Here is a 6,952-nt window from a genome sequence, read left to right on the forward strand (position 1 = left end):
TCGGGCATCGACGCGGCGGCCTCCAACGACTCACTCAGCGGTCCGCAGGCGGGCGACTGCACCGACACGGGGCTCGGCGACCTGTCCGAGCTGACCATCGAGGTCGACGAGGAGGCGTCCTACGCCTCGACCGGCGGCTGCTTCCCCAGCGAGACCGGCTGGGCACTCGCGTCGGCGGACCGCGGCCTGGTGCTGCTCGGCGCGGCGGGGATCGTGGAGAACGACCAGGTCCTGCGCGCCGACAATGCGGCCGTCGCGCTGCGGGTGCTCGGCCAGCAGCCGCGCGTCGTCTGGTACGTCCCCAACCTCACGGACCTCGTCGGAGCCGACGGCGTCGGGCTCCGCTCGCTGCTCCCTCGGTGGCTGGTGCCGGGAGTGTGGCTGCTCGGGCTGGCGATGCTCGCCGTCATCTGGTGGCGCGGACGGAGGCTCGGAGCCCTCGCGATCGAACCGCTGCCGGTCACCGTGCGCTCACTGGAGACCACCGAGGCCCGCGGTCGGCTCTACCGCTCGGCCTCCGCCCGGGGGCACGCGGCCGACGTGTTGCGGCGCTCCACCCGTGACGGGCTGTCGACCCACCTGCGGCTGCTACCGACGCAGGTCGCGGACCTCGTCCGTGACGTCTCTGCACGACTCGACCGCCCGACCCGGGACGTCGAGGCCCTGATCGGCGACCGGGCCGAAGCGCCCGCCACCGACGCCGAACTCATCCGCCTGGCCACCGCGTTGGCCGAGCTCGACAGAGAGGTACGCCGCACATGACCATCCTGAACGACAGCCCGCCCATCGACCACGAGGCCGCCCGCGAACGGCTCGCCGCGGTCCGCGCCGAGGTCGCCAAGGCGGTCGTGGCCCAGGACGCTGCCGTCTCCGGCCTGCTCGTGGCGCTCCTGTGCGGCGGCCACGTGCTGATGGAGGGCGTGCCGGGCGTGGCCAAGACGCTGCTGATCCGGACCCTGGCCGGCTCGCTCGACGTGGAGACGCGACGGGTGCAGTTCACGCCGGACCTGATGCCCGGTGACATCACCGGCTCCATGGTGATCGACGGCCGGGCCGGCGAGCTGACCTTCCGCGAGGGCCCGCTGTTCACCAACCTCCTGCTGGCCGACGAGATCAACCGGACGCCGCCCAAGACCCAGTCGGCGCTGCTGGAGGCCATGGAGGAGGGGCAGGTCTCGGTCGACGGTGTCTCGCGACCGCTGCCCCGGCCGTTCCTGGTGGCGGCCACCCAGAATCCGGTCGAGTACGAAGGCACCTACCCGTTGCCCGAGGCTCAGCTCGATCGCTTCCTGCTCAAGATCGTCCTACCCATCCCCCAGCGGGACGCCGAGCTCGAGATCCTCACCCGGCACGCGGCCGGCTTCGACCCCCGCGACGTCGCGGCGGCCGGAGTGCGAGCGGTCGCCGGAGCGGCCGACATCGAGGCGGGCCGGGCCGCGGTCGGCACGGTGCAGGTCTCGCCGGAGGTGACCGGCTACATCGTCGACATCGCCCGCGCCACCCGCGAGTCGCCGTCGCTGTCGCTCGGGGTCTCCCCGCGCGGAGCGACCGCGCTGATGCGCGCGTCGCGCGCCTGGGCGTGGCTGACGGGCCGCGACTTCGTGACGCCTGACGACGTCAAGGCCCTCGCCCACGCCACCCTCGTCCACCGGCTCGGGCTGCGTCCCGAGGCCGAGCTCGAGGGCGTCGACGTGTCTGCCGTGCTCACCTCGGCCCTCCACTCGGTCCCGGTCCCCCGCTGAGCTGATGGTCATCACCGGTCGCGTCCCCCTGCTGCTGGCCCTCGGGTTGGTGCCCGTGGTGCTGCGCCCTGCCATGGGGACGGTCTGGGGCTGGCTGCTCCTGGTGGCACTGCTGAGCGCCGTCGACTGGCTCCTGGCCGCCAGGCCGACGACCCTGGCGCTGCAGCGCTCGGACGTGGGGTCGGTCCGGCTCGGCCACGACGCCGAGTCGCGGCTCCTGGTCGCCAACCCCACAACCAGGACGATCCGTGCGCTCCTCCGCGACGCGTGGCAGCCGACGGCAGGCGCCCACCACAACCGGCACCGGCTGCGACTCGCCGCCGGGGACGCGACCGCGCTCACGACCGGGCTGCGTCCTCGCCGGCGGGGCGACCTGCGGGCGGTCGGCGTGACCGTGCGGATCCCCGGTCCTCTCGGGCTGGCCGGCCGCCAGGCGACGCTCGACGTGCCGGGTGCGGTGCGATCGCTGCCACCCTTCGAGTCCCGCAAGCACCTGCCCTCGCGACTGGCCCGGTTGCGCGAGCTCGACGGCCGGTCGGCGGTGCGCATCCGGGGCGCCGGCACCGAGTTCGACTCGCTGCGGGAGTACGTCCGCGGCGACGACGTACGCTCCATCGACTGGCGAGCCACCGCCCGCAACCGCAACGTCGTGGTCCGCACCTGGCAGCCGGAGCGCGACCGCCGAGTAGTGATCGTCCTGGACACGTCCCGTGTTTCGGCTGCCCGGATCGGGGACGTGCCCCGGCTCGACTCGGCGATGGATGCGGCGCTGCTGCTGGCCGCCCTCGCGGCCCGCGCGGGCGATCGCATCGACTTCCTGGCCGGCGACCGGCTGGTCCGGGCCCGGGTGCGCGCCGCGGGCGCCCGGGACATCGCGGCCACGCTGCAGGACACGATGGCCGACCTCGAGCCCGTGATCGCCGAGGCCGACTGGGCCGCACTGGCCGGGGCGGTCAACCACCTCGGTCGGCAGCGGGCGCTCGTCGTCCTCCTCACCCCGCTCGAGCCGGCCTCGGTGATCGAGAGCCTGCTGCCCGTGCTCCCGGCGCTCCTCAAGCACCACCGCGTGGTCGTCGCCTCGGTGCAGGATCCCGCACTGGCGCACCTGCGGGATCGAACCGGCTCCCTCGCCGAGGTGTACGCCGCAGCGGCGGCCGCGCAGGTCCTGCACCAGCGTCGCCGCGCCAGCGAGATCCTCGGCGCACTGGGCGTCGACGTGGTGGATGCCGATGCCGAGCGGCTGCCGCCGGCGCTGGCCGACCACTACCTGGCGCTCAAGGCCCGCGGATTGCTCTAGGCCTGGCTGGCGACCCGGTCCTCGAGCAGCGCGGCGTCGATGTCGCCGGTGTGACCGCGGGCGACCGCGCTGCGTCCGACCACGAAGACGTAGGCGAAGAAGGCGAGCTCGGCGGTGATCCCGATGCCGACCCTGGCTCCGGTCGGAAGGCTCGAGGGGGTCACGAAGGCCTCGATGATGCCACTGACGAACAGCACCACCACGAGCCCGAGTGCCACGGTGCCCGCCGTACGGCCCTCTCGGGCCATCGACTGGCCCCGCGTCAGGTCACCGGGCGCGATCCACGACCAGAAGAGCCGCAGGCCGACGCCGGCCGCGACGAAGACGGCGGTCAGCTCGAGCAGTCCGTGCGGGCTGATCAGTCCCCAGAAGTGGGCGGCACGGTCGTGCCGGATCATGATCGAGGCGACGACCGCGAGGTTGGCGACGTTCTGGAACAGCAGGTAGATGACCGGTGCGCCCAGGACCCCCAGGGCGATGCACAGCGCCGCGACCCACGCGTTGTTGATCCAGACCTGGGCCGCGAAGTGCGAGGCGGCGTACTCGCTGTAGTAGCTCTCGAAGTCGTTGCGCACGAGCTGGTCGATGTCCTCGGGCGAGAGCATGGTCTGCTCGACCGCCGGATGCTGGAGAAGCCACCAGATCATCACGCCGGTGACCACGACGTTGGCGCCCATCGTCGTCAGCCACCACCAGCGGAGCCGGTACAGCGCAGCCGGGAAGCGTTCGGTGAAGAAGCTCCCCACACTGCCCCACGTGGTGGCTCGGGTGCCGACGGTGCGCAGGCGCGCCCGGGCCAGGATGGAGGACAGATAGGCGATCAGGGCGGCGTCCGGGGCAGACGTGCGCACGACCGAGAGGTGCGTCGCGACGCGCTGGTAGAGGTCGACCAGCTCGTCGTTCTGGTCGCCCTCGAGGCGGCGCCGGGCGGTGAGCTCCTCGAGTCGCTGCCAGTGCTCGCGGTGCGCCAGCACGTATGCGTCGAGGTCCACGCAGCCAGCCTATGCTGGCGGTGATGTCCGATCCCGGCCCTGCCTTCGCCAGCCTCACCGCCGACGACCACGTCACCGGCGAGGCCGTCGCGCTCGACCTGCCACCGGCCAGCCTGGGTTCGCGGATCGGCAGTGGACTGATCGATGTCGCCGTCACCGTGCTGCTGCTGATCGCGATCTTCATCGTCTTCGGGATCGCTGCCCTCCAGACCGATGGCGCGCTCGCCCACGTCGCGATGGTCGCGACCATGATCACCGTCTTCCTGGTCGTCCCGACCACCGTCGAGACGCTCAGCCGCGGCCGCTCCCTCGGCAAGCTCGCGTGCGGCCTGCGCACGGTCCGCGACGATGCCGGCCCGATCTCCTTCCAGCACGCGTTCGTGCGGTCCCTCGTCGGTTTCGTCGAGATCTACGCGTTCACCGGGGCCCCGGCCTTCTTCTCGGCCCTGCTCTCCGCGAAGGGAAAGCGTCTCGGCGACCACGCCGCGGGCACCTACGTGGTCCGTGAACGCGTGCGACTCCACCTCGCACCGCCGGCCCTGCTCCCGCCGCAGCTGGTGCCGTGGGCGCGCACGGCCGACATGGCGTCACTGCCGACCGGGCTGTCGCTCGCCGTGCGCCAGTTCCTCGGGCGGGCCGCCACCCTCGACCCGGCCACGCGCGACGACCTCGGCTCCCGACTCGCGGCCGAGGTGGGGGCGTACGTCGCTCCGCCCCCGCCTCCCGGTACCGCACCCCACGACTTCCTGGCCGCGGTGATTGCCTCGCGTCGCGAGCGCGACACCGCCCGGCTGGCCCGGGAGTCCGCCCTGCGCGCGCGTCTGGTGGGCGGCCGCTGAGCTCATGCGGTCGGGGCGGCACTGCTGCGGTTTCACATCGGGTCAGTGACCGACGCGGGTGTAGGCCAGATCGGTGATGACCCGGTCCTTCTCCAGACCCTTGCGCTCGAAGCGGGTGATCGGGCGCTCGGCCCACCGCTCGACCGGTCCCCCGTCGAGCAACGGCTCGGCGTCGAGCACCTCGGTCATCTGCGTGGCGTAGTCGGCCCAGTCGGTGGCGAGCCGCCAGACCCCGCCCGGCGTGAGCCTGCTCGCGGCGACGGCCGCGTTGAGCGGCGTGACGAGGCGGCGCTTGTGGTGCTTGGTCTTGTGCCACGGGTCGGGGAAGAACGTCCACAGCTCGGTCAGGCTGCCGGGCGCGAGCAGGTGCTCGAGCGACCAGACGGCATCGACGCCCAGGAAACGCACGTTGTCCGCGCCCGCCTCGGCCACCCGCCACAGCGAATCGGCGATGCCCGGGATCCACACCTCGAAGGCGAGGACGTTGGCCTCGGGCCTGGTCGCCGCCAGCGCGGCCGTTGCCTCCCCGATGCCGGAGCCGATCTCCACGATCAGCGGCGCCTCGCGGTCCCACCAGCTGCTCAGGTCGAAGTCGGGCCGGTCGACCGCCTCGTCCGGGATCACCCAGTCGGCCTGGTGCGCCGCCCACCCCTCGGCCTGTTGGGGGGTGAAGCGGCTGCCTCGCCGCGAGTAGGTCAGCACCTCCTGCATCCGGCGACCGTCGTGGGTCAGCTTGTGGTGGGGGCGCGGGGGGCGGACGTGGCTCACGCGTGCATTCTCCCAGCCCCGCGGGCTGCCTCCGGCACCGAGGCACACTGGGAGCGTGGCCCTGCGCGTGCTCACCTCCCTGTCCCCGGCCCGGCGCCGGCTGGTGGCGGGGGTCCTGACGCTTAGCGTGATCGCGGTCGCGAGCGTCGTCGGGGCGGCCCTGCTTCGTCGCGAGCCACCCGTCAGGCCCGTCGACCAGGCCCGGAGCGGACCGGTGCTGCTGGTGCCGGGCTACGGCGGCTCCACGGACGCCCTCGAGGTCCTCGCGGAGGCGCTCGAGGCCGCCGGGCGCGACGTCCGGATCGTCGAGGCGACCGGCCCGGGCACCGGCGACCTGCGCGAGCGGGCAGCCGACCTCGCTCGGACGGTCGAGGCGACGCTCCGAGACACCGGGGCCCCGTCGGTCGACATCGTCGGATACTCGGCCGGCGGGGTGGTGCTGCGGATCTATGTCGCCGACCTGGGCGGGGGTTCGACCGTACGCCGTGCCATCACGCTCTCCTCCCCCCACCACGGCACCGACCTGGCTCGGCTACTCGGTGCAGAGCGTCTGCCCGGGCCTGCTCGTGGCGCACCCCGACGTGCCGCGGACCCCCGCCGTCATCGAGATGGTCGCGTCCGCCCTCGGCAGCCACCGGCCGGTCCAGCCGGACTCGTCGGTGTGCGCGGGGCGGGACGGGCGCTGAGGGATCAGTCGGTGACGTCCTTGGTCATGAAGTTGGCCCAGCCCGCGCCGAGGAAGACGACGACGTACGCCGCCTGGACGAGCACGCCGCGCACCACGTCCCCCCACAGGATCGGATCGCGGAACAGGTCCACGAAGGCCAGCCAGTGCCGCGGCTCGAGGCGACCAGCAACGACAATGTGCCCAGGGCGGCCCCGAGCGGGGACTGGGCGACGGTGGACAGGAACAGGCCAACCGCGACGACACCGAGCATGCACAGCATCGCGTAGCCGAAGGCCAGGCACGTGCGCCCGAGGAGCTCCGGCGTCGACATCGCAGTGCCGGACACGCTGGTGGTCGGGCCGGTGACGGTCACGGTCTGGTCCCCGAGCAGGAGGAGGCCGGCGACGTAGGCCGTGATGGCCACGACGAGGACCGTGACGACCACGAACGCCATCACCGCGACCAGCTTGGCGACCAGCAGGTGCGTGCGGCCGACCGGCCGGATCAGCAGGTAGCGCAGGGTGCCTTGCTGGGCTTCGCCCGCGATCGCCTCCCCGGCCGTGATCGCGACCGCGATCGGCAAGAACAGCGGCAGCACCAAGGCGAGCGCCGCCAGCGGGAACAGGGTGCCCTCGGTCAGCACAGCC

7 protein-coding genes and 2 pseudogenes are annotated in these 6,952 nt (G+C 73.0%); 6 read left to right on the forward strand and 3 right to left on the reverse strand.

Translation table 11 applies throughout. The features are described 5' to 3' along the window. From RMO85_RS18690 to RMO85_RS18700, 3 genes and pseudogenes are all read left to right on the forward strand, one after another. A pseudogene (locus RMO85_RS18690) lies at nucleotides 1–762 on the forward strand (hypothetical protein); the annotation flags it as partial. After that, nucleotides 759–1,742, forward strand: a complete 984-nt coding sequence (locus RMO85_RS18695; RefSeq protein WP_310530226.1) for a MoxR family ATPase — start codon at nucleotides 759–761, stop codon at nucleotides 1,740–1,742. The pseudogene RMO85_RS18690 and the gene RMO85_RS18695, both read left to right, overlap by 4 nt. 4 nt (nucleotides 1,743–1,746) lie before the next feature. Continuing rightward, nucleotides 1,747–3,039 carry a DUF58 domain-containing protein gene (locus RMO85_RS18700; protein WP_310530227.1) on the forward strand — a complete coding sequence of 431 codons (1,293 nt, stop codon included), beginning with the start codon at nucleotides 1,747–1,749 and terminating at the stop codon, nucleotides 3,037–3,039. Here RMO85_RS18700 and RMO85_RS18705 read toward each other — a convergent pair. Beyond that, on the reverse strand, nucleotides 3,036–4,031 hold the full coding sequence (locus RMO85_RS18705) for a stage II sporulation protein M (RefSeq protein ID WP_310530228.1): 996 nt from the start codon (nucleotides 4,029–4,031) through the stop codon (nucleotides 3,036–3,038). The genes RMO85_RS18700 and RMO85_RS18705 overlap by 4 nt on opposite strands. A gap of 23 nt (nucleotides 4,032–4,054) precedes the next feature. On the opposite strand from RMO85_RS18705, the gene RMO85_RS18710 reads away from it, so the two are divergent. Next, on the forward strand, nucleotides 4,055–4,870 hold the full coding sequence (locus RMO85_RS18710; RefSeq protein WP_310530229.1) for an RDD family protein: 816 nt from the start codon (nucleotides 4,055–4,057) through the stop codon (nucleotides 4,868–4,870). 42 nt (nucleotides 4,871–4,912) lie between these two features. On the opposite strand, the gene RMO85_RS18715 is transcribed toward RMO85_RS18710, so the two are convergent. Next, nucleotides 4,913–5,638, reverse strand: a complete 726-nt coding sequence (locus tag RMO85_RS18715) for a tRNA (guanine(46)-N(7))-methyltransferase TrmB (RefSeq protein WP_310530230.1) — start codon at nucleotides 5,636–5,638, stop codon at nucleotides 4,913–4,915. Between the two features lie 223 nt (nucleotides 5,639–5,861). Between RMO85_RS18715 and RMO85_RS19690 the strand changes: the two are divergent. Together RMO85_RS19690 and RMO85_RS18720 are read left to right on the forward strand one after the other, a co-directional pair. After that, nucleotides 5,862–6,164, forward strand: a pseudogene (locus tag RMO85_RS19690) (esterase/lipase family protein); the annotation flags it as partial. After that, entirely contained in the window at nucleotides 6,124–6,324 is a 201-nt protein-coding gene (locus RMO85_RS18720; RefSeq protein ID WP_310530231.1) for a hypothetical protein, read from the forward strand. The pseudogene RMO85_RS19690 and the gene RMO85_RS18720, both read left to right, overlap by 41 nt. A 24-nt stretch (nucleotides 6,325–6,348) precedes the next feature. Here RMO85_RS18720 and RMO85_RS18725 read toward each other — a convergent pair. Further along, nucleotides 6,349–6,952, reverse strand: a 604-nt coding sequence (locus RMO85_RS18725) for an ABC transporter permease subunit (RefSeq protein ID WP_310530232.1), incomplete at its 5' end; no start/stop codon positions are given.

The sequence above is a fragment of the Nocardioides sp. genome (genome assembly GCF_031422975.1).
Classification (GTDB): Bacteria; Actinomycetota; Actinomycetes; order Propionibacteriales; family Nocardioidaceae; genus Nocardioides.

Coding starts and splice junctions, on each gene's coding strand:
- RMO85_RS18695 (WP_310530226.1), top strand. CDS start 759: ATGACCATCCTGAACGACAGCCCGCCCATCGACCACGAGGCCGCCCGC.
- RMO85_RS18700 (WP_310530227.1), top strand. CDS start 1,747: ATGGTCATCACCGGTCGCGTCCCCCTGCTGCTGGCCCTCGGGTTGGTG.
- RMO85_RS18710 (WP_310530229.1), top strand. CDS start 4,055: ATGTCCGATCCCGGCCCTGCCTTCGCCAGCCTCACCGCCGACGACCAC.